Origin of the sequence: uncultured Aggregatibacter sp. (assembly GCF_938046485.1) — a bacterium.
GTDB lineage: Bacteria > Pseudomonadota > Gammaproteobacteria > Enterobacterales > Pasteurellaceae > Aggregatibacter.
Genome location: NZ_CALIWN010000048.1, coordinates 1 through 25,565, shown reverse-complemented (window position 1 = coordinate 25,565; position 25,565 = coordinate 1). Strand labels below are relative to the sequence as shown.

Genomic DNA, 25,565 nt, shown 5'->3' with positions numbered 1-25,565 from the left:
ACGTTATTTAACCCTTTCGGGCATTCACGATTTCGTGCAACAAGTTGCACGCTACGGGGAGCGTTATTTCACATGGTAGCGTGCATCTTGATGCACGAATGATTGCCCTCACGAGAGTTTTTATTCGTGCAACAAGTTGCACGCTACGGGAGAGAATGATTTAACCTCGGTGCGTGATTCACGATTTCGTGCAACAAGTTGCACGCTACGGTGAGGAATAATGTTGTTGTTTTGCGGATTTGAAGTCGATGATATAAACGGTGTGTGCGCCGACAAGAAATTTAACGATGTATTTTCCGTTCAATAGGGGAATTTCTTTTTTCTTTCTGAGCCGGTAAACGTCTGCTGTGTAGGAAAGCTTGTCTATTTCGCTTTTAACGGCATCGTAAAAATGCTCTGCAATAAGCCTATTTTGGGATTGTTGTAGAATGTAGCAAGCTTGGCTGCGTAATTTTTCCTCCGCCACACTATGCCATTTAATGAGGTAATCAAACTTCATCGAGCTTTAATTCTCGGCGTAAATTTGCCATAACTTGTTCATGTGCAATGGATTTCACTGAGCCGTTTTCTAACTGTTCGAGCAGACGTTGTTCTTCCTCGGTGTAATACGGCTCTTTTTGTTTGAATACAGGCGGAGATGAGAGGGTGATTTGCATAGGATTCTCTGTTCGTTGAAGTTTGGTTTCATTCTACAATTCCTGCAATTATCACGCAAGCCATCCATAAAGTGCGGTGATTTTTGAGCGTATTTTTACGTTGTGTGTATTTCGTGCGTAGCGTGCATCTTGATGCACGACCGAAGCACGCACGGAACGCTATTCAACCTCTTTCGGGTATTTATGATTTCGTGCAACAAGTTGCACGCTACGGGAGCGTTATTTCACATTGTAGCGTGCATCTTGATGCACGACCGAATCACGCGCGGAACGTTATTCAACGCTTTTAATGGCGCACGCTTCACAGCGTGTGCCAATAACCAATTAATATAAAAGGCACGCGTTAGGAAACGCGCGCCATCAAAAAGGGGAGATTCATATTGTAGCGTGCATCTTGATGCACGAAAGATTTACCTTATGAGCGTTTTTTCGTGCAACAAGTTGCACGCTACGGGGATTCAAGTTGCACAATGCTTTGTTGCACGCTACGGGTAAATAAAAAGAGAGGAAGGTTTCCTTTCCTCTCTTTGTTTGGTGTTGTGCGTTGATGTGTTCGCTATTCATCCAAGAAACTGCGTAAGGTTTCGGAGCGGCTTGGGTGGCGCAATTTGCGTAGTGCTTTGGCTTCGATTTGACGAATACGTTCACGGGTCACATCGAATTGTTTGCCGACTTCTTCTAATGTGTGGTCGGTGTTCATGTCGATGCCGAAACGCATACGAAGCACTTTTGCTTCACGTGGCGTTAAGCCTTCCAATACTTCGTGTGTGGCGGCTTTTAGGCTTTGTGCAGTGGCGGAATCCAATGGCAGTTCCAAGGTGGAATCTTCGATGAAATCGCCTAAATGGGAGTCGTCATCATCGCCGATTGGGGTTTCCATGGAAATCGGTTCTTTGGCGATTTTCAGCACTTTGCGGATTTTGTCTTCCGGCATTCCCATGCGCTCTGCCAGTTCTTCCGGTGTGGCTTCACGTCCCATTTCTTGCAACATTTGGCGAGAAATACGATTGAGTTTGTTGATGGTTTCAATCATATGCACCGGAATGCGAATGGTGCGTGCTTGGTCGGCGATAGAGCGCGTAATCGCCTGACGAATCCACCATGTGGCATAAGTGGAGAATTTGTAACCACGGCGGTATTCAAATTTATCCACGGCTTTCATTAAGCCGATATTGCCTTCTTGAATTAAATCAAGGAACTGCAAGCCACGGTTGGTGTATTTTTTGGCAATGGAAATCACCAAACGCAGGTTCGCTTCTACCATTTCTTTTTTGGCACGGCGCGCTTTGAGTTCGCCTTGCGAAATGCGTTCGCAAATGTCTCGAATTTGCTGAATGGTGAGGTTGGTGTCTTGTTCAATTTGAACTAAGTTGGCAATCGCCTGACGTAAATCCGCTTCATATTGCACTAATTTTTCCGACCAAGACTTTCCTGCCGCTAAGGCTTTCACCAGCCAAACGTCTTGGGTTTCGTGTCCGATAAAGCTTTTTTGGAAAGTCGCTTTTGGCATTTTGGCATTATCCACCACGATTCTTTGAATCGTGCGTTCTTGGTCGCGCACTTGCTTCATGATGTCGCGCATACGCAACACTAAGGCATCAAACTGTTTCGGCACTAAGCGGAATGTGGTAAAAATCTCAGATAATACTTGAATTTCCGCTTTGGTTTTGGCTGAGGCGCGACCGTGTTTTGCAATGCTTGTCAGTGTTTTTTGATGTTGATCTTTAAGTGCGGTGAATTTTTCGCGCGCAACTTCAGGATCAATGCTGTTATCACTATCACTTTCATCGCCGCTATTTTCTTCGTTGCCTTCTTCGTCCTCTAATTCATCTGTCGCATCGACACTTTCGCTTTCTTCATCTGACGCAAAGGTTTCTTCTAATTCGGCATTCTCAGCTTCGGTGATGATGTTCGGATCAACAAAACCGGTAATCAAATCCGCTAAGCGGGCTTCCCCTCTTTCCACTGCGTCATATTGTTCAATGAGATGGGTAATGGCTTCAGGATAGGCGGCAACGGCGCTTTGCACTTCGTTGATGCCTTCTTCGATGCGTTTGGCGATGTCAATTTCGCCCTCGCGGGTGAGCAATTCTACGCTTCCCATTTCGCGCATATACATCCGTACAGGATCGGTGGTGCGGCCGAGCTCTGCTTCTACGCTGGATAACACTTGGGTGGCTTCTTCGACAACATCTTCATCAGCGATATTTTCGTTGAGCATCAGATCATCGGCATCCGGTGCGGCTTCCAACACCTGAATGCCCATGTCGTTAATCATTTGAATAATATCTTCAATCTGATCCGCATCGACTAATTCTTCAGGCAGGCTGTCATTGACCTCGGCATAAGTTAAATAACCTTGCTCTTTCCCTTGTGCGATGAGTAGTTTCAATTGAGATTGTGGATTTTGATCCATATTTAATATCCGCCTTGCTGACTTATTTAGTGAAGATAAAATGCTAGGGATTTTAGCATTCTTACTAGGGTTTAACTATTTCTTTTCTTGTTTTTTTACTAACAAATGTGAAAGCTCTTGCTTTTCGTTAAGATCCAAGCCTTCCGCACGATCTTTTGCAATGAGCCATTGGATGCGCTTATCCACCAGTTGCAGATAAAAATAACGCAATGTTTCGCGGAACGTGTCTTCGATCTTATCGTCTTCAATCAAATGGTTCCACGCCAGCAATTTTTCAAGCGTCCCTTGTTGCGGTGTATCGCGCCAATGCTCCAGCAGTTGACCGGCACTAATGCCAATTTTTTCACGACAAAGTGCGGTCAGTTCTGCGAGTAAATCGTAGCCCGGCTCGTCTAAGTTTTTGAGCGGTTCCAAATCCGGTATGAATTTCACCAATTCCGGATTTTGTAACAATAACGCAATGAGAATCCGCATTGGCGTGCGCTTGAATTGCATGGTCGGCACGGTGGTTTCATTGTGTGGTTTTGCGGGATTCGGGAGTAGACTTTCCAGCTGTGTCGGATCCAAAATGCCTAATTTTTTCGCAAGCGTATTACGCAAATCCAACCGCAATACATCACCCGGAATTTGCTTAATTAACGGAATCGCCAGTGCGGCAAGTTTCGCTTTGCCCTCTTTTGAAGAAAAATCCACTTGCGGAATTAAGTGCGCAAACAAGAATTCGCTCAAGGATTGCGCGTTCTCAATGTATTCCTCGAAACCTTGTTTACCGTATTGACGAATGAAGCTATCAGGGTCTTCATCGTCCGGTAAAAAGATAAATTTTAGCTGCCGTCCGTCTTCTAAATAAGGCAAGGCATTTTCTAAGGCGCGCCATGCGGCATCACGCCCGGCGCGATCGCCGTCATAACAGCAAATCACTTGTTCGGTGGAACGAAAAAGTAATTGAATTTGTTCCGAGGTTGTTGATGTGCCAAGAGAGGCTACGGCATAATTGACGCCGAATTGGGCTAATGCCACCACATCCATATAACCTTCAACCACCAGCAGTTTTTGGGGCGAATCCTCCGCCTGTAAGGCTTCAAATAAACCGTAGAGTTCACTGCCTTTGTGGTAGGTAATGGTTTCCGGTGAGTTTAAATATTTCGGTTTTTCATCGGTTAACACGCGCCCACCAAACGCGACCGTACGCCCACGACGATCACGAATGGGGAACATAATCCGATTACGGAATTTGTCATACACGTTGCCACGATCATTGCGCGACAGCATGCCTAAATCGAACAGTTTTTGTTGCTCTTCACGGGTTTTGCCGAATTGACGATAAACGGTATCCATGGCATTCGGCACATAACCAATTTGAAAACGGTCAATGATTTCCGCTGATAAACCACGCTGTTGCAGATAACTTTGTGCAGGAATATTTAACGGCAATTGTTGCTGATAAAACTTGGCAATTTCCTGCATTAACTCATACAGATTTCGCTTGGTCTGGAAATTAACCTGCTTGCCGTTATCATTAAAGTGCGGTCGTTTTTCGTAGGGAATTTCCAAGCCAAGAAACCCTGCCAGTTCTTCCACCGCTTCCAGAAATTCCAGCTTGTCATACTCCATTAAAAAGGAAATGGCATTGCCATGCGCACCACAACCGAAACAATGATAAAACTGCTTTTTATCACTCACGGTAAAAGAGGGTGTTTTTTCATGGTGAAAGGGGCAGCAGGCTTGATAATCACGGCCGGCTTTTTTCAGTTTGACTCTGGAATTGATCAGATCAACGATATTAACTTTAGTTAAAATATCGTCTATAAATGTGCGGGGAATGGAACCTTTCATCGAGTATTCTGCCTCTTATTGTGAACGAAATATGAGCCTAACTGATGAGATTAAGAGAAAATAAAACCGTGAGCCTTGGAAGATTCACGGTTTTTATAACTCGAGTTAAAATGCGGTTATTAGTATAAACGTGTATTACGTGCGTTTTCACGAGCAACGCGTTTTGCGTGACGTTTTGCGCGGGTGGCATTTTCACGTTTACGAATTGTCGTTGGTTTTTCGTAGAATTCACGAGCACGAACTTCTGCTAAGATACCAGCTTTTTCGCAAGAGCGTTTGAAACGACGTAATGCTACGTCAAAGGATTCATTTTCACGAACTTTAATTACAGGCATAAGCCAATCACCTCAATGAGTTTAATTAATTTAATTGCAATTTAAATTTTATTTGTTGCCACAAGTTGCGGCAGATTCAATAAAGGTCGCAATTTTAATCCAAAGTCACCATGAAAGTAAAGGAAAGATTCGCCTTTTCCTGAAATCCGTGTTGATAAACTGGTTAAACCTGAGTAAAAAAGGTAAAATTTGTGGCATAAATCCAAGATAAACAGAGAATACAAATGCGAATTTTAGGCATCGAAACGTCCTGTGATGAAACAGGCGTTGCCATTTATGACGGAGAAAAAGGCTTGATCGCCAATCAGCTCCATACCCAAATTGCGCTACACGCCGATTACGGCGGCGTAGTACCGGAACTCGCCTCGCGCGATCATATCCGCAAACTCGCCCCCTTATTACAAGCCGCACTTCAAGAAGCCCATCTCACCGCCAAAGACATTGACGGCATCGCTTATACCAGTGGCCCCGGTTTAGTCGGCGCATTGTTAGTGGGCTCTACCGTGGCGCGTTCTTTAGCCTATGCGTGGAATGTCCCTGCCATTGGGGTACATCACATGGAAGGGCATTTACTGGCGCCGATGCTGGAAGAAAATCCACCGCACTTTCCTTTTGTAGCGTTGTTGGTGTCCGGCGGACATACCCAATTAGTGCGTGTGGATGGTGTTGGACGCTACGAATTATTAGGCGAATCTATTGATGATGCCGCCGGGGAAGCATTTGACAAAACGGCAAAATTACTCGGTTTGGATTATCCCGGCGGTGCGGCACTGGCACGTTTAGCGTTAAAGGGTACGCCGAATCGTTTTGCATTCCCTCGCCCAATGACCGATCGTCCCGGTTTGGATTTCAGCTTTTCCGGCTTAAAAACCTTTGCCGCCAATACGCTTCATCAAGTCATGAAAGACGAAGGGGAATTAACCGAGCAAAGCAAAGCAGATATTGCCTATGCGTTCCAAGAGGCTGTTGTGGACACGCTCGCCATCAAATGCAAGCGTGCGTTAAAGCAAACAGGCTTGAAGCGTTTAGTGATTGCCGGTGGCGTAAGCGCCAATAAACAGTTGCGCCAAACCTTGGCGGAGATGATGCAACAATTAGGGGGGGAAGTGTTTTACCCGCAACCGCAATTTTGTACCGATAACGGCGCCATGATTGCCTATGCCGGTTTTCTACGTTTAAAACAAGGACAGCAGCAAGATCTTGCCATCGAAGTGCGTCCACGCTGGGCAATGACCGAATTAACCGCTGTTTAGCCCTCGACAAAAGTGCGGTAGAAAATTGAGGAGATTTCCCCCGATTTTCTACCGCACTCGTCTTCTGCGCTGATGAAATAGCTTGCTCATGGATTGTGTAGCTTTTTTGCTTGGCATTGGGGCTTTTTCTGCAACATGAACTCGGCTACGGTGATACTGGCTGAAGAAATAATGCAGGCTGCCGGCAAATAAGACGCCCACTAAAAACACAATAATGATTTCGCCATAAAGCCGATGAAACATCTGATTAATTTTGCTTTTTGTCGATTGGGCATATTTGGCATCAAAAGTTACACGCAGAAAACCTTCTACGCCGTTTGAAGAATAAATCGGTTCGACAATTTGTTGTGAATCCGTGTCTTTTTCTTCCGGTTTATCCAATCCCAATAAACTGCGGAGATTCGGTGAGTTGGTGCTTTGCGCCAATAATTCACCATTACGGGCATAAACAGCAGCGTCCAACACAAATTCCTCTTTGACGAAGTTATCTAAATTTTCCACCAGTTGCTCAGTTTTGGCATTATTAACTAACAACATTGAGAACAAACTGGCTTGTTGCCGCGCCAGTAAATGGGACACGTTCGCCACTTGGTTGACACTGGAAAGCTGTGAGCCGATTTTAAACTGTTTTATACCAAATAAAATGATCGTCATGATGCCGGCACATAGCAACATAATGCCGAATAACATCACCCATTTCATCATTTTTTCTTTTACTAAATGCAAGTTATTTTCCCCAAAGATGGATAAGTAAGCTAGAATAAATCGCTTTTTTGAGAATCGCTACAATTTACAGGATTTTTATGCAAACACAAAATCTGACCGATATTCTTCGTCATTTTCCCTCATTGCCCGCCTCATTAATTGCCGATCAACCTTGTGAAGCCACACAGGCGTTTGTGCTTTATTCCGATAAGCTAAACTTCACAACGCTACAGGCTTTTCAACAAAAGTGCGGTGAAAATTTTTTGTGTTTTGCTGCGTGGAATGTATTGCATAACACCGTGGTGTTGCTCAAAGGCAACTGGAAAGCGGAATGGATTGGCATTGCCCATGAATTAGCACTGGATATCGCACCGCTCAACTTTCACGCCAGTTTGAAGCAAGCGGGATTATTGGTGATGGACATGGATTCCACCGCCATTCAAATTGAATGTATCGATGAAATCGCCAAACTTGCCGGCACCGGCGATATGGTTTCCGCCATTACGGAACGTGCTATGCGTGGTGAACTCGATTTTAGCCAAAGCCTGCGCCAACGGGTAGCGACCTTAAAAGATGCACCGGAAAGCATTTTACAAGAGGTCAAACAGCATTTACCGCTGATGCCGGGATTGGTGGAAACGGTCAAAGAACTCAAAAATCACAGCTGGAAAGTAGCCATTGCGTCCGGTGGGTTTACCTATTTTGCCGAAGTATTACAACAAAAACTCGGCTTAGATTTTATTGCTGCCAACCAATTTGAAATTATTGACGGCAAACTCACCGGCAACGTACAAGGCGCCATTGTGGATGCGCAATACAAAGCGCAAACCTTACAACAGCTGGCACAACAATTTCACATTGCCAAAGAAAACACCGTTGCCATCGGCGACGGCGCCAACGATCTCGCTATGATGCAAGTTGCCGATGTCGGCGTGGCTTATCACGCCAAACCCAAAGTACAACAATTGGCGCAAGTTATCGTCAATTTCGCCGATTTAACCGCACTTTTATGTATTTTAAGTGCAAACGACAAAATGAAATAAGGAGAAAACCATGCCATCATTCGACATTGTTTCCGAAATCAGCGGACACGAAATCCGCAACGCCGTGGAAAACGCCAACCGCGAACTGACTAACCGTTGGGATTTCCGCAACGTACAAGCTGCGATTGAATTTAACGAAAAAAACGAAAGCATTAAAGTGAGCAGCGAATCGGATTTCCAAGTGGAGCAACTCATCGACATCTTACGTAACGCGTGCATTAAACGTAACATCGAATCCACTTCCTTGGATATTCCTGCCGACTATGAACACAGCGGCAAAACCTACAGCAAAGAAATCAAGCTGAAACAAGGCATTGAAACCGACATGGCGAAAAAGATCACCAAGCTTATCAAAGATTCCAAAATCAAAGTCCAAAGCCAAATCCAAGGCGAGCAAGTCCGCGTTACCGGCAAATCCCGCGATGATTTACAAGCCGTGATTCAACTTGTCAAAACCGCCGAACTGGGACAACCATTTCAATTCAATAATTTCCGCGATTAAAAACGCGTTCAAAAACGACCGCACTTTCACAATAAAAAACAAGGCCGCCACAATGGGCGGTCTTCTTTTTAGACATAGATCATATTTTTAAACATTTCCGCTTGAAAATCACAAGCAAGGTCACTATGTTAGAGATAAGGATTCAAACCGAGTCGTTCGACTCATTACACAAGAGGTAAATGCTATGACAGTGAATATCACCAGCAAACAAATGGACATCACCCCTGCAATCCGTGCGCATGTTGAAGAGCGTCTTGCCAAGTTGGACAAATGGCAAACTCAGTTGATTAATCCTCATTTTATTTTGAATAAAACCCCGAAAGGTTTTTCTGTGGAAGCCTCTATCGGCACCCCGAACGGCAATCTTTTAGCCACGGCAGAAGCAGAAGATATGTATAAAGCAATTAATGATGTTGAAGAAAAATTGGAACGTCAACTCAACAAATTACAACACAAAAGCGAAGCGCGCCGTGCCGATGAGCGTTTGAAAGATTCGTTCAAAGAATAAGCATTAGCTCTACGAGACAGAAATGTTGTTGTAAAAACATAAAAATAAAACACCGCACTTTATTTTACGAGATAAAGTGCGGTTTGTTTTTAGTTAATATTTTCATTCGTGCAAAAGGCAGAAAGCGTATTGCCCAAAGGTGTGATTAATCAATCAAACCCGCCTTCATTAAAAAGCGATAAATGCCGTCTTGATCAAGCGGTTCTGCCACATGATCGGCAATCGCTTTGAGTTTTTCATGGCCGTTGCCCATGGCGACACCCACCCCGACAGTGCTTAACATTTCCAAATCGTTTAATTGATCACCGAACGCCATCACATTGTCCATTTGCAGTCCCAAATGTTTCACCACCGCTTGAATACCACGGGCTTTTGAGCCTTCCGCATCAAATAAATCCACGGAATCCTCATGCCAACGTACCACACGTAAGCCATCTAATACGCCTGAATTTTGCACCAACTCATCCTGTTCCGCGCGATAAAACGGCAACACTTGTCCAACATCATTTGTTTCAAAAAAGGTTTTATCCACGATGTAATCTTTCAATATCGGATCCATCGCTAACTGCACCACTGAATTCCGCTCCGAAACCGCCACCGTATGATCCGCGACAAACGCATAAGACATATTATGCTGTTCAAAAAAATGCACCAAACGGCGAATTTTTTCCGTTGGAATCACATGTTTCTCAATGACTTGCCCGCGATAACTCGCCATTTGCCCGTTCATGGTCACAAATAAATCAATGCCTTCTTGCTCAATCACCTGATTTAATTTATGTGGGAAAGCACAGCGAGTACGCCCTGTGGCAATGGCAGGAATAATGCCGTTTTCTTTCAATTTACGCATAAACACCGGCACCGTTGCCGGCAGAAAATCACGTTGTTTCATAAACAACGTGTCATCGATATCAAAAAAGACCACTTTAATTTGGTCGCGATAATTCGGGATTGTCATGCTTTTTCTCTTCTCTTTAAATTCAACATTTGGCGGAAATATCGCCTGATTTTAGCATTTTTGTGAGGCGGATCCTAAAGTTGGGCAAAAAAACACCCCAAAAAAGCACCGCACTTTAGGATATACCTCTTTTCTCTTCATTAAGTGCGGTCGTTTTTATGAACGTTTTTCGATCCAGCTGCGTGCATTGCCATGCGCCCCTTAAACTAGCCAAACATGGTTTATGTAGCCGTTGTAATCGAACGATTCGGCGTTTTCCTTATTGCGGTTGCTGCGGTGCGGAACTAGCAGAAAACGCCTTGCACTGCGGTAACTGTTTACAGCAGGAACCCGCGTGGGATCGTATGGTGATTATCGGGCGTTATAACGAACCGCTTTCCACGCTGATTCACCGGTTTAAATTTCAAAAACAATTTCAACTCGACCGCACGTTAGCGCGCCTGCTGTATTTGGCCATCCGCGAAGCGCGACGAAATCATCAATTGCCTTTGCCTGAGGTGATCCTGCCCGTGCCGTTACATCATGTTCGGCAATGGCAACGGGGATATAACCAAGCGGATTTATTGGCGCGTCAATTGAGCAAATGGATCAACATTCCCGTCAAAAACGACTTAATCATCCGTACCAAACGCACACCGACCCAACGGGGCTTGAGCGCCAAAGATCGGCGAAAAAACTTGAAAAATGCCTTTCAACTTTCCGCTAAGGCCAGAGATTTTCCTTATCGTCATGTTGCCTTAATAGACGATGTGATCACCACCGGTTCAACATTAAACGAAATTGCCAAGTTATTACGCAAAGCCAATGTGGCACATATTCAAGTATGGGGATTGGCGCGAACATAAAACGCATGATAAGGCATTTTTATTACACCAAAAGGTGGAAAAAAAACCGCATGAAGCGTATCATATCCGACAAATTTAATTAGGTTTTATTGTGGGAGCGTTATGCAACAAATTACTATTTCAGCGGAAGCACAAGCCCATTTCCGCCGTTTATTAGATCAGCAAGAAGAAGGCACTAACATTCGTATTTTCGTTGTCAATCCGGGTACGCCAAGTGCCGAATGTGGTGTGTCTTACTGCCCACCCAATTCGGTGGAAGCAAGCGATACCGAAATGAAATACGACACCTTTTCTGCCTTTGTGGATGACATAAGTCTGCCGTTTTTGGAAGACGCAGAAATCGACTATGTCACGGAAGAATTAGGCGCACAACTCACCTTAAAAGCGCCAAATGCTAAAATGCGCAAAGTGGCAGACGACGCGCCGTTAATCGAACGTGTGGAATACGTCATTCAAACTCAAATCAACCCGCAATTAGCAAGTCACGGTGGCAAAATCACCTTATTAGAAATCACCGATGACGGTTATGCGATTCTGCAATTCGGCGGCGGTTGTAACGGTTGCTCCATGGTGGATGTCACCTTGAAAGATGGCGTAGAAAAACAATTGGTTAGCCTCTTCCCAGATGAATTAAAAGGCGCGAAAGATGTGACGGAACACCAACGCGGCGAGCATTCTTATTATTAAGATCCCATGATCAAGCCCATAGCATGAGCCAAGCGAATTCCTTGGCTCTTTTTTCATGCGTATGAATTTCCATGAAAAAAGGCTACAATGAGGCGTTTATTTCATTTTAACAAGAGAAATTATGACTGCACTTAATGTATTAATTTACCCCGAAGATCACCTGAAAGTGGTTTGCGATCCGGTTGTGAACGTGAGCGATGAAACACGCAAAATTATTGATGATATGTTCGACACCATGTATCAGGAAGAAGGCATTGGCTTGGCCGCACCGCAAGTGGATATTTTGCAGCGCATTATCACCATTGATATTGAGGGCGATAAACAAAATCAGTTGGTGTTAATTAACCCGGAAATTTTGGCGTCCGAAGGGGAAACCGGCATTGAAGAAGGTTGTTTGTCGATTCCGGGCTTTCGTGCGTTGATTCCTCGTAAGGAAAAAGTCACCGTTAAAGCGCTTGATCGCAATGGTCATGAATTTACGCTGGAAGCAGACGGCTTATTGGCGATTTGTATTCAACATGAAATCGATCATCTCAACGGCATTTTGTTTGTGGATTATCTTTCTCCGCTCAAACGCCAACGAATTAAAGAAAAGCTCGTTAAATTGAAAAAGCAGCGAGAAAAGCAAAAACCATTGTAACGTTCCCAAAGTGCGGTGATTTTTAACCGCACTTTTTTCATGTTATGCCTCTCCCTCAATGTCATCAGTAATAGGACAATTGTCATGTGGTTTAAAAATGCCCTGATTTATCGCATCACCAAGCCGTTAGATTGGTCGATCGACACCCTTGCGCCACAGCTTGAACAACACCGCTATCAGCCTTGCGCACAATCGGACATCCTTAAGTTTGGTTGGTCAACGCCGTTGAAAGGCAGCGAATCCCTGTATTTTGCCGTGGGCAAACAGATTTTATTGCTTGCTCAAAAAGAAGAAAAAATGTTGCCGGCACACGTCATTAAGCGTGAATTGGATGCACGCGTAGAAAAAATCGAACAGGCGGAAAACCGCAAGTTAAAGAAAGTGGAAAAACAAACTTTAAAAGACGACGTGATTGCTACCTTATTGCCGCGCGCTTTTAGTAAATATCAACAAACTGCCTTGTGGATTGATACGGAAAACCGACTTATTTATGTTGATGCGGCCTCCGCCAAACGTGCAGAAGAAACGTTGGCGCTGTTACGCAAATCCTTGGGATCGCTGCCGGTCGTACCGTTAACCTTTGCTAATGAACCCGGGCTGGTGATGCAAGAATGGATCGCGCAGACGCAGGTGCCGGAATGGCTGGTTCCGTTGGAAGAAGCGGAGTTGCGCGATGTCAACAATGGGGTGATTCGTTGTAAACAACACGCGCTGGATAGCGAAGACATCCTTAGTCTCGTCCATTCCCGATATGTCACGAAGCTGGCGTTGGAATGGGAAGATCGCCTCAGTTTCGTGTTAAACGAAGACTGTAGCTTGAAGCGTCTCAAATTTGCCGATGCCGTTCGGGAAAAAAATGACGATATTTTAAAAGAAGATTACGCGCAGCGTTTCGATGCCGATTTCGTGCTGATGACCGGCTTATTAAGTCAGCTCACTGAAAACCTCTTGCACGACTTCGGCGGCGAAAAAATGCGGTTATAATTTGATATGAATTTCATCTCGTTAATATAAGGAAAAAAAGATGTGGTCAGAGATTTTTATTGGCTATGGAGTATTTATTTTAGAAGTGATTACGTTGCTTTTGATCATTGCCGCCGTGGTGACAACGGTCATCTCAATTAAACAGAAAAAACACACGCAACAAGGGGAGTTGGTAATCACGGATTTATCCCAAACCTTTAAAGAAACCGGTAAAGCATTGCGCGAATTTCATCTCTCGGAAGAGGAATTAAAAGCGGTGGAAAAAGCCGAGAAAAAAGCAGAAAAAATGAAAGCAAAAGCCCTGAAAGCACAGCGCAAAAAAGGCGAAGCAACAGAGGAAGAACAAAAGCCGACACTTTATGTGTTGCATTTTAAAGGGGATATTGCCGCCAGCGAAACCATGGCGTTAAGAGAGGAAATCAGCGCCATTATTCAAACTGCGAAGTCTGACGATGAGGTCTTGTTATGTTTGGAAAGCCCGGGCGGCATGGTGCATGGTTATGGTTTAGCCGCCTCACAGTTAGCGCGTTTAAAACAACATGGGATTAAACTTACGGTTGCCGTGGATAAAGTGGCGGCGAGTGGCGGTTATATGATGGCCTGTGTTGCCGATAAAATTGTTTCTGCCCCCTTTGCGATTATCGGTTCAATCGGCGTGGTGGCACAAGTACCTAACGTTCATCGGTTACTGAAAAAACATGATGTGGATGTAGATGTCATGACGGCGGGTGAATATAAACGCACGGTGACGATATTGGGAGAAAATACGGAAAAGGGAAAACAAAAATTCCAACAAGAATTAGACGAAACCCATCAACTTTTCAAACAATTTGTCGCGCAACATCGACCGCACTTAGACGTGGATCGTGTGGCAACCGGAGAACATTGGTTTGGGCAGCAGGCATTACAGTTAAATTTAGTGGATGAAATCCTCACAAGCGATGATGTGCTATTACAGGCAATGAAAGAAAAACGTGTTTTGGGTCTTCGCTATACAGTGAAAAAGCCGTTATTACAAAGGATCGGTAAACAAGCGGAAGAAAGTGCCGATAACCTATTATTAAATTTACTAAAAAAGAATGGAAGTACACTTATGTAAAATAAGGATCGTTGTCATGGATCCTTGACAACAAGAATAACTTATTGACTTTGTTATATTTGTTATTTTTAGGGTGTCAATTTTATGTAAATCCCTGTGATTTTTCCGTTTTTTGTTTTACATGGGTAAGGAAAGTTTGCTAATATGAGTCGCTTTTAACCAAAACTTACACATAAATCATTTCACTAACCTATAAGGTAAATTAAATGAAATTATCACATTTTTTACTTTCAGCTATCGCAGTCACGACGTTGGTTGGTTGCGGTAACCTCAGCAAAGTATCCAAAGAAGGGACACCTGTTGAGGGAACAGAGTTAGTGTGGCCGAAGATTGAAAAATCTAAGTTTAACCACGATGGCACACAACTCGGTTCATGGCCGAATTGGGACAATGTTCGTATGATCGAAAGAGGTATGAACAAAGACCAAATTTATAACCTCATCGGCGTACCTCATTTTAGCGAAGGCTTATTTGCTGTTCGTGAATGGGATTATGTATTTCACTATCGTGAAAACGGTGAGCATAAAATCTGCCAATACAAGATCTTATTTGACAAAAACATGGATGCCCAAAGCTTCTTCTGGCATCCAAACGGCTGTAACGGCAACTCCACATTTTCTTTAACGGCTGATTTCTTGTTTGACTTCGACAAAGATACCTTAACCGAACAAGGCAAATCCGTAGTAGATAACGTGGCAATGCAATTAAGATCATCTCCGGCGAAAGAAGTAAGAGTCGCTGGTTATACTGACCGTTTAGGCTCTGAATCTTATAACTTGGATCTTTCCCAACGTCGTGCAGAACGTGTTAAATCACGTTTAATCGAACGTGGTATCGCGCTTCCAATTACGGCTATCGGTTACGGTAAAGCGCACCAAGTGAAAGCGTGTAACAGTGAAAAAGGTCAAGAATTAATTCGTTGTTTACACCCTAACCGTCGCGTTGAAATTACCTCTTTTAATACAGCATCAGGTGCGATGCCAACATTAAGAGGTGTTCAAAGCGACCGTAAAGGTCCGGCATTGTTGTACTAAGTACGCATTGTCATATTGACATCAAGCTATTCCATAGAAAGGGCAATTTAATCTGCCCTTTCTTTTTCATTTTTCTTAATGTTACCTTTCCTCTTAATTCTTCAAATTTTTCTTTCAAGCACCTCACAGCGTTGTAACACATCATGCACAAGCTTATTGGCAAGTGTCACATAGTTGCCATGAAAACGGCTACTGAAGTTAAGTAAATGATAAAGCTGATAAATGATTTTCCGCGCTTGATACCCTTCCTCTAACGGGAAAGTGCGGTGGTAATTTTCATAGAATTCCTGTGGGAAAGGCTCGAATAATTCGGTAAAAGCCAAATCACATTCCCGATCGCCCCAATAACAAGCCGGATCATAAGTCACCGTGTGTCCATCAATATTAGCGCAGTTTTCAATCCACAAATTGCCGTGTAAAAGCGATGGTTTCGGCTGATGTTTGGCTAACAAGGTTGCTACAGCTTTTATGATTTCTTCTTGGTCACCGAAATGCAGATTCTTTTCCGCACAGAGCTGTAATTGCCAACCAATGCGTTGTTCACTGAAGAATTTTGCCCAACGGGAGCCCCATTCATTCGGTTGATATTGCGGCCCAAGCCAGGTATCAAAAGATAAGCCGTAATTTTCCGAACCTTGATATTGGTGTAGACGAGCCAGTTGTTCACCAAATTCCGCCATATTTTTCGGCGTATTCGGTTGCATTGCTAATCCTTCCAACAACAGAAAACTGTGATTTTGAGAACAACCGACGCCATAGACTTCCGGTACACGAACGGTATTGGTTTTTGCCAACATGATTAACTGATCCGCTTCAGCACGGAACATGGAACGGTAGGACTTTTCATTCATTTTCACAAAAACAGGTTGAATGCCATCATCAATGATCCAAGATTCATGCATTTCGCCGGTATGAATTTTGGTTTTATTTTTGATGGAATAATACGCCCCGAATTGATCAGCTAACACTTGAGAAATCGACTTCCACATACGCTGTTCCTTTTGCTGGTGAATCATAAGGACAGTGTAAAAGATTAAGGGAAAATTACTGTGATATAAGTCAAAATTTGAGCATTTGGTTGTCATTCTAAAATATGCTAAAATTGCGCGCCGCACTTGGCTTGTCCGTGGTAAGGACGATAAAAGTGCGGTGCTTTTTTAAAACGTTTTTAATGAAAGAAAACAAGCCACCTTGCGTATGGGTGACCACTGTATAAGGATGCATTATGCCAGTTATTACTTTACCTGACGGTTCACAACGTCAATTCGATAAACCTGTTACCGTATTAGAAGTTGCACAAAGTATTGGTGCAGGTCTTGCCAAAGCAACCATTGCCGGTCGTGTCAACGGCGAACGTAAAGACGCCTGCGATCTGATTACCGAAGATAGCACATTAGAAATTATTACTGCCAAAGACGAAGACGGTTTGGAAATTATTCGTCACTCCACGGCGCACTTACTCGGTCATGCGATTAAACAATTATTCCCAGATGTCAAAATGGCCATCGGTCCGACGATCGACAACGGTTTCTATTATGACGTGGATTTAGACCGCTCTTTAACCCAAGAAGATATTGATGCCCTTGAAAAACGCATGTTGGAATTGGCGAAAACCAATTACGATGTGATTAAAACGCCGGTCAGTTGGCAAGAAGCAAGAGATACGTTTGAAAAACGTGACGAGCCATACAAAATGGCGATCTTAGATGAAAACATCGAACGTACTGCAACGCCAGCGCTTTACCACCACCAAGAATATATTGATATGTGTCGTGGCCCGCATGTGCCGAATATGCGTTTCTGCCATCATTTCAAATTACAAAAAATTGCCGGAGCCTACTGGCGCGGTGACAGCAAAAATAAAATGTTGCAACGGATTTACGGCACGGCGTGGGCAGATAAAAAACAACTCGATGCCTATTTGCAACGCTTGGAAGAAGCCGCAAAACGTGACCACCGTAAAATCGGTAAGGCATTGGATTTATATCATATGCAAGAAGAAGCGCCGGGTATGGTGTTCTGGCACAACGATGGTTGGACGATTTTCCGCGAATTGGAAACTTTCGTACGTACCAAATTAAAACAATACGATTATCAAGAAGTGAAAGGTCCGTTTATGATGGACCGCGTGTTGTGGGAAAAAACCGGTCACTGGCAAAACTACGGCGATTTGATGTTTACCACCCAATCGGAAAACCGTGAATATGCCATCAAACCGATGAACTGCCCGGGACACGTTCAAATCTTTAACCAAGGGTTAAAATCTTATCGTGATTTACCGATTCGTATGGCGGAATTCGGTTCTTGCCACCGTAATGAGCCTTCCGGTTCTTTACACGGTTTAATGCGTGTCCGCGGTTTCACCCAAGACGATGCCCATATTTTCTGTACTGAAGACCAAATTGAAAGCGAAGTAACCAGCTGTATTCGCATGGTTTACGATATTTATAGCACCTTTGGCTTTACCAATATCTTCGTTAAACTTTCAACCCGTCCGGAAAAACGTATCGGTGCGGATGAAATGTGGGATCGCGCAGAGCAAGGTTTAGCTAACGCGTTAAAACACAATGGTCTTGAATATGAAATTCAAGAGGGCGAAGGCGCGTTCTACGGTCCGAAAATTGAGTTTGCTTTACGCGACTGCTTAGACCGTGAATGGCAGTGCGGGACTATCCAATTAGACTTCGCACTACCGGGCCGTTTAAATGCGTCTTATGTGGCGGAAGATAATGATCGCCGTACGCCGGTAATGATTCACCGTGCGATTTTAGGTTCGATTGAACGTTTCATCGGTATCATCACCGAAGAATATGCTGGTTTCTTCCCGGCATGGTTAGCGCCAACGCAAGCGGTTGTGATGAACATCACTGATTCTCAATCCGAGTACGTGCAAGAAGTGGCGAAAAAGCTATCTGATGCAGGTTTACGCGTGAAAACCGATTTACGTAATGAAAAAGTCGGTTTCAAAATCCGCGAACACACTTTACGCCGCGTGCCTTATATGCTGGTTTGTGGTGATAAGGAAATCGAAGCCGGCAAAGTGGCAGTGCGTACCCGTAAAGGTCAAGATCTCGGCACATTCACGGTGGAAGAATTCTTAGAGATTCTGAAAACACAAGTGAGAAATCGCGACTTGAAATTATTAGGCGAAGCGTAAGTTCCGCTATTTACGCAGCCACATCAAAGTGCGGTTAAAATTAACCGCACTTTTTTTATGCCTGCCCTTGTTGCATAATAATTGACATTCAAGAAAGACGCACCGTCGCGTGCTCCGTGTTGCAGGACGAGCTCCGTACCACATGAGGCATTCGTACCGCAAACTGTAAAATCACACTGACCATAACGTAGAACATGATGAAACCACTCAATATTCTCTTTGCCGGCACGCCGGACTTTGCTGCACAGCATTTACACGCTTTGCTCAATTCTTCCCATAACGTTATTGCAGTTTACACCCAGCCGGATAAACCTGCCGGACGGGGTAAAAAATTGCAAGCCAGCCCTGTGAAACAGTTAGCTGAACAACATCAGATTCCTGTCTATCAACCGAAATCCTTGCGGAAGCCGGAAGCCCAAGCTGAATTGCGTGCATTAAATGCAGATGTGATGGTTGTGGTGGCTTATGGCTTGATTTTGCCTCAAGCCGTTTTGGATATGCCGACTTATGGTTGCTTAAATGTCCACGGTTCTTTGTTGCCCCGTTGGCGTGGCGCTGCACCGATTCAACGATCAATTTGGGCAGGCGATGCGCAGACCGGTGTCACGATTATGCAAATGGATGCCGGTTTGGATACGGGCGATATGTTGCACAAAGTCTCTTGTGAGATTTTGCCGACAGAAACCTCCGCCAGTCTTTACAACAAACTGGCGGAACTTGCACCACCGGCATTAATTGAGGTATTGGATAATTTAGGAACCGGTAAATTCACCGCAGAAAAGCAAGATGATACGCAAAGCAATTACGCTGACAAACTTTCCAAAGAAGAAGCCAAGTTAAATTGGCAGCTATCGGCAGCGCAGTTGGAACGCAACATTCGCGCGTTTAATCCTTGGCCAATGGCTTATTTGGAATTAATGGATGGACAGAATCATCCGCAAACGCTGAAAGTGTATCAGGCAACCGTGTTGCCCCATGTGAATAAAACACCGGGGACGATTTTAGCCGCAGATAAACAGGGTATCCAAATCGCAACAGCGGATGGCGTACTGAATTTATTGCAATTACAACCGGCGGGTAAGAAACCCATGTCGGCGCAGGATTTATTAAACGGACGTGCCGATTGGTTCCAAGTGAGTAAGGTACTTGCCTAATGGAAAAACAATACTCGTCTAAAAAAACACCGCCAAAAACAACCGCACTTTCTACGCGTGCGATGGCGGCGAAAGTAATTTTGCAAGTATTGGATGAAGGGAAATCCTTGTCTACGTTAGTACCAGAAGTGCAATCTTCGGTGAAAGCGCAAGATTTACCGTTGTTGCAAGAAATCTGTTTTGGTGTATGTCGCGTCTTGCCTCGTTTGGAACAAATTATCAAACGCCTTGTGGATAAACCACTTAAAGGCAAAACCCGCATTGTGCATTGTTTGTTATTGGTCGGTTTATATCAGCTGCTTTATATGCGTGTGCCGGCGCATGCCGCAGTAGATGAAGTGGTGAATGCGACAAAATCCTTAAAATCTGATAGTTTTCGTGGTTTGGTGAATGGGGTGCTGCGTCGATTTTTGCGCGAACAAGAGGATATTCTTGCGATTGTGGATAAACATTGGCAAACGCTGCATCCTGATTGGTTTGTGAATAAACTGAAAAAGGTTTATCCGAACTGGCGTGAGATCATTGACGCCAATAATCAAAAGCCACCCATGTGGTTACGGGTGAATACGCAAAAAAACAGCTTGGAAACTTACCGCACTTTATTATCGGCGCAGCAGATGGAAACGCAGGTGACGTCTCATCCGCAGGCGCTGAGGTTAACTCAGCCGACCGCCGTGCAACATTTACCGTTGTTTGCCGAAGGTGGTGTGACAGTCCAAGATCTTCATGCGCAATGGGCGGCGTTATTATTACAGCCACAAAATCATGAGGTAATTTTAGATGCCTGTGCGGCACCGGGTGGCAAAACCACCCATATTTTAGAACTGGCGCCACAGGCTGATGTGATGGCGTTGGATGTGGAAGAAAACCGTTTACAACGGGTGACAGAAAATTTAGCACGCATGCAGCAACAGGCGACTGTGGTGTGTGGCGATGCGGCGAATCCACAAGCATGGCTAGACAAATTGGGCAAAAGTGCGGTGCGTTTTGATCGCATTTTATTAGATGCGCCTTGTTCTGCCACCGGGGTAATTCGCCGTCATCCTGATATTAAATGGTTGCGTCAAGAGGCTGATATCGAGCAGTTAGTCGCTTTGCAAGGGCAGATTTTGGATGCGTTGTGGCATTATTTGAAACCGAATGGGGTATTGTTATATGCAACCTGTTCTGTGCTTGCAGAAGAAAATGCGCAGCAAATTGAGCGCTTTTTACAAAAGACACCTGATGCGCAATTGCTCCCGTTGGATTTACCGTCTGATGTGCTTGCGTGTAATCAAAGTGCGGTCGGTTTTCAGTTTATTCCACAAATTGACGGTGGCGATGGTTTTTATTATGCGAAATTGGTAAAACGTCAGGGCTAACGTTAGCCATGGAGAGAATCAAATGAAGATAATTATTTTAGGCGCCGGACAAGTGGGTTCGACCTTGGCAACGAATTTAGTAAGTGAAGATAATGACATCACGCTGGTTGACGATGAGTCGTTGAATTTAGAACATTTACAGGACAAACATGATTTACGCGTCATGCAAGGCCTCGCCTCTTCGCCTAAAATTTTGCGTGATGCCGGCGCACCCGACGCAGATTTATTAATTGCCGTAACCAGTTCTGACGAAATTAACATGGTTGCCTGCCAAATTGCCTATACCTTGTTTAATACGCCAACTAAAATTGCCCGTATTCGTAACAGTGAGTACTTGAAAGAAAAAGAAAAATTATTTTCTACTGATGCCTTTCCGATTGATCACATTATTTCCCCGGAAAATTTGGTCACACAGGATATTGTCCGTTTAATCAGCTATCCCGGTGCATTACAGGTGGCGTATCTTGCAAAAGATAAGATCAGTTTGGTTGTGGTGAAAGCCTATTACGGTGGGCCGTTGGTGGGGTATTCCATTTCCACACTAAAAGAACATTTGCCGCACATTGATTGCCGTATCGTATCGATTTTGCGCCAAGATAAAGTCATTCGCCCACAGGGCTCAACAATCATTGAAGCCGGTGATGAAGTTACCTTTATTTGTGCTACCGTACACATTAAAGCGGTCATGAGTGAACTGCAACGCCTCGAAAAACCCTATAAGCGCGTGATGATTGTCAGTGGTGGGAATATCGGTGCCGGCGTCGCAAAACAACTGGAAGCCCATTGCTCGGTGAAACTTATTGAACGAAATGCCGAACGGGCAACTGCGCTGGCAGAAAAATTGTCAAAAACCTTAGTGTTTCACGGAGATGCATCCGATCAAAACCTATTATTTGAAGAACATATTGAAAACATTGACGTGTTCCTTTCCCTTTCAAGTGACGATGAAGCGAATATTATGTCGGCGTTGCTTGCCAAACGTCTTGGTGCGAAAAAAGCGATGGTATTAATTCAGCGTATGGCCTATATCAATTTGATTCAAGGCGGTACCATTGATATTGCCATTTCGCCACAGCAAGCCACGATTTCAGCCTTGCTAGGTCATGTCCGCAAAGGAGATGTGGCAAACGTCGTGTCTTTACGCCATGGTTTAGCAGAGGCATTAGAAATTGTGGTTCATGGCGATGAAAACACCTCTAATGTCATCGGCCGTGAAATAGGGTCGCTGAAACTGCCGACCGGGACCTTAATCGGTGCTATTTTGCGCGACAATGATGTAATTATCGGCAACAGCCAAACGCTGATTCAAGAGGGCGATCATGTCATCGTGTATTTAAGTGAGAAAAAATACATTTCTGATGTGGAGAAATTATTCCAACCGAGTGCGTTCTTTATTTAAACAAGAAAAAATTGTACTTCCGGCATAAACTGCCTATAATGTGCGCGATTTTTTAAACAAGCGGGGAAGATGAACCCGAGTATTCTCATAATTATTAGGAGATTTCTATGAGTTTTATTAAAGAGTTTCGCGAATTTGCCATGCGTGGCAATGTTGTGGATATGGCTGTCGGTGTGATCATCGGTGGCGCATTTGGGAAGATTGTCAGCTCATTAGTGGCAGATGTTTTTATGCCGGTATTGGGTATTTTAACCGGTGGTGTGGATTTTAAAGATCTTAAAATCACGCTCGCCGATGCTGTGGGAGAAACCCCGGCAGTGACATTAAATTACGGTGTGTTTATTCAAAACGTTTTTGATTTCATCATTATCGCATTTGCAATTTTCATGATGATTAAAGCGTTAAATAAACTGAAAAAACCGGTAGAAAAAGTCAAAGAACCGACAGCGGAAGAAAAACTCTTAACCGAAATTCGCGATTTATTGAAAAAATAAGAAACATCACATCAAAATCTTCTCCTTGTGAGAAGATTTTTCTTTTTATTCCTGTATCATATTTGCACTCGCCCATCCCATTTTTAACAAGGAATCCCTATGAGTCATTTAGATGAATTAAAAGCCGAAACCCGAGACATTATTACTGATTTATTAAATGACGGCAGCGATCCGGATGCGCTGTATATTATTGAACACCATATTTCTCATCATGACTTCGATAAATTAGAAAAAATTGCCATGGAGGCGTTTAAAGCCGGCTATGAAGTGTCCGAAGCGGAAGAGTTTGAAGAAGAAAACGGCAAAGTGGTATTCTGTTGCGATATCATCAGCGAAGTGGAACTGAAACCGGAAATCATTGATGCACAACAAAAAGAATTATTGCCATTGTTAGAAAAATATAAAGGCAACTATGACGGTTGGGGCACTTATTTTGAAGATCCGAATGCAGAAGAAGATGAATACGGCGATGATGGCGAGTTTTTTGATGAGAGATTTGATGCATTAGATGACTTGGATGACTTAGAAGACGAGCAAGATGAGCGCCTCAAGCATTAAAAAAACACGCGGAAAATCCACCGCACTTTATATCCACCACACGTTATGTAGGAGAGTCGCATGAAATTAAAATCGTTCACTTTATTACTCTTGCCTTTAAGCCTTGCGTTAACCGCTCACGCAGAACCCCAATCTGTCGATGAAACGAGCAAAAATGTCATTTCTTTTGGCACAGAAGTATCCAAAGAAGTGGATTATGACGTGATGGCCGTGACACTTTTCATCAAAGAAGAAAATAAAAGCTTAAAAGCCTTAAACCAAACCATCAATGAAAAAGTCAATGCCGCCTTAGATGTGATTAAAAAACAAAGTGCGGTAGAAATTAAGAAAAATGCCCGTAACACACAAGTGCGTTACGATGACAAAGGCAAGCAAGCCGGCTGGGCTGAACGTGCCGATTTAGTCTTAGAAAGCAAGGATTTTGTAGCGCTGTCTCAAGTGATTTCTGACCTCAATGACACCTTCGCCATTGCCGATGTGGTGCAAAAACTGTCCAAAGAAGCTACGGCTAAATTTGAAGATGAAATGATGAAAAGTGCTTTAGCGCAATTCCAACATAAAGCCCAATTAATCCAAACTTCACTCAATGCAAAAGGCTATGAAATTCTCAATTTAAATTTGGATAGCCGAAATGAACTTCCCTATTTTGAAGGTCGCATGATGCCACTGGCTAAAGCGAGTTCATTCGCTTCAGAAAATGCAGATGAAGTTAACTTAGATAGCCACAGTAAGGCGGAATTAAAAGCGACAGTGAGCGCACAAATTAAGTTATTCAACTAATCTCTTTTTCCCGAAAGCGATTTTTTATAGAATGACAATGTTTTTTACGGTAAAGATTGCCGTAGAAATCTTCCTTTCAACAAATGAGGTAAACAATGAAAGTTGCAAAAAATGTGGTGGTAAGTATCGCTTATCAAGTTCGTACTGAAGACGGTGTGTTAGTGGATGAAGCACCGGCAAATCAACCGTTACAATATTTACAAGGTCATAATAACCTTGTGATCGGTTTAGAAAATGCCTTGGAAGGCAAATCGGTAGGTGACAAATTTGAAGTTCGTGTCAAACCGGAAGAAGGCTACGGTGAATACAATGAAAACATGGTACAACGCGTGCCGAAAGACGTGTTCGTTGGTGTAGATGATCTGGCGGTAGGCATGCGCTTTATTGCCGACACCGATATGGGACCGTTGCCTGTGGTCATTACGGAAGTGGGTGATAATGATGTTGTCGTCGATGGTAACCATATGTTAGCCGGTCAAGAGTTGCATTTCACGGTAGAAGTCATCGATACACGCGAAGCAACATTGGAAGAAATCGCACACGGTCATTTACACCAAGAAGGCGGTTGCTGCGGCGGTCATGACAGCGATGAAGAAGGCCATGGCTGCGGTTGTGGCGGTCATCACCACCATCATGATCACGCTCATGAGCACCATGAAGAAGCGCATGAAAGCCATGGTTGTGGCTGTGGATGTAACCACTAATCAACAAAAACAAATAAATGGCACCTCATTTTATTGTGATTGAGCGCCACCACTAAAAAAATCCTAACGGGCAAACGCGCGTTAGGATTTTTATTATAGAAGGATTATTTCCCCTAGTAGCGTGCAACTTGTTGCACGAATGATTAATCTCGATGCGTAATTCACAATTTAGTGCGTAGCGTGCATCTTGATGCACGACCAAACCATGCACAGAACGTTATTTACCCCTTTCGGACATTCATGATTTCGTGCGTAGCGTGCATCTTGATGCACGACCAAACCATGCACAGAACGTTATTTACCCCTTTCGGACATTCATGATTTCGTGCGTAGCGTGCATCTTGATGCACGACCAAACCATGCACAGAACGTTATTTACCCCTTTCGGACATTCATGATTTCGTGCGTAGCGTGCATCTTGATGCACGACCAAACCATGCACAGAACGTTATTTACC

The 25,565-nt window shown here is 43.9% G+C and carries 26 protein-coding genes; 18 read left to right on the top strand and 8 right to left on the bottom strand.

Going from position 1 to position 25,565, the window contains the following annotated elements; translation table 11 throughout:
• Positions 1-205: 205 nt before the first annotated feature.
• The 5 genes from Q0203_RS06620 to rpsU form a co-directional block, all read right to left on the bottom strand.
• Positions 206-499 (bottom strand): type II toxin-antitoxin system RelE/ParE family toxin, encoded by a 294-nt coding sequence (locus Q0203_RS06620; protein WP_297930628.1) that lies wholly within the window; start codon positions 497-499, stop codon positions 206-208.
• Positions 489-656, bottom strand: coding sequence for a hypothetical protein (locus tag Q0203_RS06615; protein WP_209363545.1), 168 nt, complete (start codon positions 654-656; stop codon positions 489-491). Before Q0203_RS06615 ends, Q0203_RS06620 begins: the two co-directional genes overlap by 11 nt.
• 556 nt (positions 657-1,212) lie before the next feature.
• On the bottom strand, positions 1,213-3,072 hold the full coding sequence (gene rpoD / locus Q0203_RS06610; RefSeq protein ID WP_297930625.1) for an RNA polymerase sigma factor RpoD: 1,860 nt from the start codon (positions 3,070-3,072) through the stop codon (positions 1,213-1,215).
• A 75-nt stretch (positions 3,073-3,147) separates the two neighbouring features.
• Complete coding sequence (gene dnaG, locus Q0203_RS06605; RefSeq protein WP_297930622.1) at positions 3,148-4,908, bottom strand: DNA primase; 1,761 nt, start codon at positions 4,906-4,908, stop codon at positions 3,148-3,150.
• A 119-nt stretch (positions 4,909-5,027) separates the two neighbouring features.
• On the bottom strand, positions 5,028-5,243 hold the full coding sequence (gene rpsU / locus Q0203_RS06600) for a 30S ribosomal protein S21 (RefSeq protein ID WP_005701713.1): 216 nt from the start codon (positions 5,241-5,243) through the stop codon (positions 5,028-5,030).
• 224 nt (positions 5,244-5,467) lie between these two features.
• Here rpsU and tsaD point away from each other — a divergent pair, with 224 nt between their 5' ends.
• The gene (tsaD, locus tag Q0203_RS06595; protein ID WP_297930619.1) at positions 5,468-6,496 is read left to right on the top strand and encodes a tRNA (adenosine(37)-N6)-threonylcarbamoyltransferase complex transferase subunit TsaD; all 1,029 of its coding nucleotides are present in this window, start codon (positions 5,468-5,470) and stop codon (positions 6,494-6,496) included.
• A gap of 48 nt (positions 6,497-6,544) precedes the next feature.
• Here tsaD and Q0203_RS06590 read toward each other — a convergent pair whose 3' ends face one another.
• Positions 6,545-7,222, bottom strand: coding sequence for a YtjB family periplasmic protein (locus tag Q0203_RS06590; RefSeq protein ID WP_297930616.1), 678 nt, complete (start codon positions 7,220-7,222; stop codon positions 6,545-6,547).
• Between the two features lie 77 nt (positions 7,223-7,299).
• Here Q0203_RS06590 and serB point away from each other — a divergent pair, with 77 nt between their 5' ends.
• The 3 genes from serB (at position 7,300) to raiA (ending at position 9,254) form a co-directional block, all read left to right on the top strand.
• The gene (gene serB, locus Q0203_RS06585; RefSeq protein ID WP_297930613.1) at positions 7,300-8,244 is read left to right on the top strand and encodes a phosphoserine phosphatase; all 945 of its coding nucleotides are present in this window, start codon (positions 7,300-7,302) and stop codon (positions 8,242-8,244) included.
• A 10-nt stretch (positions 8,245-8,254) separates the two neighbouring features.
• Positions 8,255-8,746: a YajQ family cyclic di-GMP-binding protein gene (locus tag Q0203_RS06580; RefSeq protein ID WP_005701698.1), complete on the top strand. Its 492-nt coding sequence runs from the start codon at positions 8,255-8,257 to the stop codon at positions 8,744-8,746.
• Between the two features lie 184 nt (positions 8,747-8,930).
• Positions 8,931-9,254: a ribosome-associated translation inhibitor RaiA gene (raiA, locus tag Q0203_RS06575; RefSeq protein WP_021616828.1), complete on the top strand. Its 324-nt coding sequence runs from the start codon at positions 8,931-8,933 to the stop codon at positions 9,252-9,254.
• A 145-nt stretch (positions 9,255-9,399) separates the two neighbouring features.
• Here raiA and Q0203_RS06570 read toward each other — a convergent pair whose 3' ends face one another.
• Positions 9,400-10,212: a Cof-type HAD-IIB family hydrolase gene (locus tag Q0203_RS06570; protein ID WP_297930607.1), complete on the bottom strand. Its 813-nt coding sequence runs from the start codon at positions 10,210-10,212 to the stop codon at positions 9,400-9,402.
• Positions 10,213-10,370: 158 nt separating this feature from the next.
• On the opposite strand from Q0203_RS06570, the gene Q0203_RS06565 reads away from it, so the two are divergent.
• The 6 genes from Q0203_RS06565 to Q0203_RS06540 all read left to right on the top strand — a co-directional run bounded on the left by Q0203_RS06565 (position 10,371) and on the right by Q0203_RS06540 (position 15,501).
• Positions 10,371-11,057: a phosphoribosyltransferase family protein gene (locus Q0203_RS06565; protein ID WP_297930604.1), complete on the top strand. Its 687-nt coding sequence runs from the start codon at positions 10,371-10,373 to the stop codon at positions 11,055-11,057.
• A gap of 102 nt (positions 11,058-11,159) precedes the next feature.
• Positions 11,160-11,744 carry a Fe-S biogenesis protein NfuA gene (gene nfuA, locus Q0203_RS06560; RefSeq protein ID WP_297930600.1) on the top strand — a complete coding sequence of 195 codons (585 nt, stop codon included), beginning with the start codon at positions 11,160-11,162 and terminating at the stop codon, positions 11,742-11,744.
• 121 nt (positions 11,745-11,865) lie between these two features.
• The gene (def, locus tag Q0203_RS06555) at positions 11,866-12,384 is read left to right on the top strand and encodes a peptide deformylase (RefSeq protein ID WP_297930597.1); all 519 of its coding nucleotides are present in this window, start codon (positions 11,866-11,868) and stop codon (positions 12,382-12,384) included.
• 84 nt (positions 12,385-12,468) lie between these two features.
• Positions 12,469-13,368 (top strand): recombination-associated protein RdgC, encoded by a 900-nt coding sequence (gene rdgC, locus Q0203_RS06550; protein WP_297930594.1) that lies wholly within the window; start codon positions 12,469-12,471, stop codon positions 13,366-13,368.
• 40 nt (positions 13,369-13,408) lie between these two features.
• Positions 13,409-14,467: a protease SohB gene (gene sohB / locus Q0203_RS06545; RefSeq protein WP_297930591.1), complete on the top strand. Its 1,059-nt coding sequence runs from the start codon at positions 13,409-13,411 to the stop codon at positions 14,465-14,467.
• A 206-nt stretch (positions 14,468-14,673) separates the two neighbouring features.
• Positions 14,674-15,501, top strand: a complete 828-nt coding sequence (locus tag Q0203_RS06540; RefSeq protein ID WP_297930588.1) for an OmpA family protein — start codon at positions 14,674-14,676, stop codon at positions 15,499-15,501.
• A gap of 101 nt (positions 15,502-15,602) precedes the next feature.
• On the opposite strand, the gene Q0203_RS06535 is transcribed toward Q0203_RS06540, so the two are convergent.
• The gene (locus Q0203_RS06535) at positions 15,603-16,490 is read right to left on the bottom strand and encodes a fructosamine kinase family protein (protein ID WP_297930585.1); all 888 of its coding nucleotides are present in this window, start codon (positions 16,488-16,490) and stop codon (positions 15,603-15,605) included.
• 236 nt (positions 16,491-16,726) lie between these two features.
• Here Q0203_RS06535 and thrS point away from each other — a divergent pair, with 236 nt between their 5' ends.
• The 8 genes from thrS to slyD all read left to right on the top strand — a co-directional run bounded on the left by thrS (position 16,727) and on the right by slyD (position 25,108).
• Positions 16,727-18,658 carry a threonine--tRNA ligase gene (gene thrS / locus Q0203_RS06530; RefSeq protein WP_297930582.1) on the top strand — a complete coding sequence of 644 codons (1,932 nt, stop codon included), beginning with the start codon at positions 16,727-16,729 and terminating at the stop codon, positions 18,656-18,658.
• 197 nt (positions 18,659-18,855) lie between these two features.
• Positions 18,856-19,812 carry a methionyl-tRNA formyltransferase gene (gene fmt / locus Q0203_RS06525; RefSeq protein ID WP_297930631.1) on the top strand — a complete coding sequence of 319 codons (957 nt, stop codon included), beginning with the start codon at positions 18,856-18,858 and terminating at the stop codon, positions 19,810-19,812.
• Positions 19,812-21,173: a 16S rRNA (cytosine(967)-C(5))-methyltransferase RsmB gene (rsmB, locus tag Q0203_RS06520; RefSeq protein WP_297930579.1), complete on the top strand. Its 1,362-nt coding sequence runs from the start codon at positions 19,812-19,814 to the stop codon at positions 21,171-21,173. Before fmt ends, rsmB begins: the two co-directional genes overlap by 1 nt.
• A 22-nt stretch (positions 21,174-21,195) precedes the next feature.
• Positions 21,196-22,572, top strand: a complete 1,377-nt coding sequence (gene trkA / locus Q0203_RS06515; protein ID WP_021616841.1) for a Trk system potassium transporter TrkA — start codon at positions 21,196-21,198, stop codon at positions 22,570-22,572.
• A 107-nt stretch (positions 22,573-22,679) separates the two neighbouring features.
• A complete protein-coding gene (gene mscL / locus Q0203_RS06510; RefSeq protein WP_297930576.1) occupies positions 22,680-23,066 on the top strand; it encodes a large-conductance mechanosensitive channel protein MscL in 387 nt (128 codons plus the stop codon).
• Positions 23,067-23,165: 99 nt separating this feature from the next.
• Complete coding sequence (rraB, locus tag Q0203_RS06505; RefSeq protein WP_297930573.1) at positions 23,166-23,624, top strand: ribonuclease E inhibitor RraB; 459 nt, start codon at positions 23,166-23,168, stop codon at positions 23,622-23,624.
• A 60-nt stretch (positions 23,625-23,684) separates the two neighbouring features.
• Positions 23,685-24,404, top strand: a complete 720-nt coding sequence (locus Q0203_RS06500; RefSeq protein ID WP_297930571.1) for an SIMPL domain-containing protein — start codon at positions 23,685-23,687, stop codon at positions 24,402-24,404.
• A 95-nt stretch (positions 24,405-24,499) separates the two neighbouring features.
• A complete protein-coding gene (slyD, locus tag Q0203_RS06495) occupies positions 24,500-25,108 on the top strand; it encodes a peptidylprolyl isomerase (protein ID WP_295976675.1) in 609 nt (202 codons plus the stop codon).
• Positions 25,109-25,565: the final 457 nt, after the last annotated feature.